The sequence below is a fragment of the Deinococcus alpinitundrae genome, assembly GCF_009982895.1.
Taxonomy (GTDB): domain Bacteria; phylum Deinococcota; class Deinococci; order Deinococcales; family Deinococcaceae; genus Deinococcus; species Deinococcus alpinitundrae.
In genome coordinates this window covers 1-260 of sequence record NZ_WXZL01000337.1, presented here as the reverse complement: position 1 = coordinate 260, position 260 = coordinate 1, and the positions used below count along the sequence as shown (strand labels likewise).

General features: G+C 39.2%; 1 protein-coding gene. It reads left to right on the top strand.

Annotation, left to right across the window (positions count from 1 at the left end; translation table 11 throughout):
• Window positions 1-260: polysaccharide deacetylase family protein (locus GUI70_RS25910; protein WP_161884601.1), on the top strand; the 260-nt coding region annotated here is incomplete at both ends.

Sequence of the window (260 nt, the reverse complement as noted above, 5' to 3'; positions counted from 1 at the left end):
AAAAAACAGTGTTTAAAGCGTTCGGAATGTTGATGACAGGGGTATTGTTTTTTGCGCTGTACAGTGCGGCCGCACTTCCTTCTGCACACGCGGCAAACGAAAAAAAACCGACGGTCACGAGCCATACGTACAAAAACATTAAGGCTTTGAAATACCCGCAAGTTTCAAATGTAAGCCCCAAATCTCTCCAAAACAAGATCAACAAAGATTTTAAACATTATATTGAGCAGTCCTACAAAGATTATGTAAAAAACAAGAAA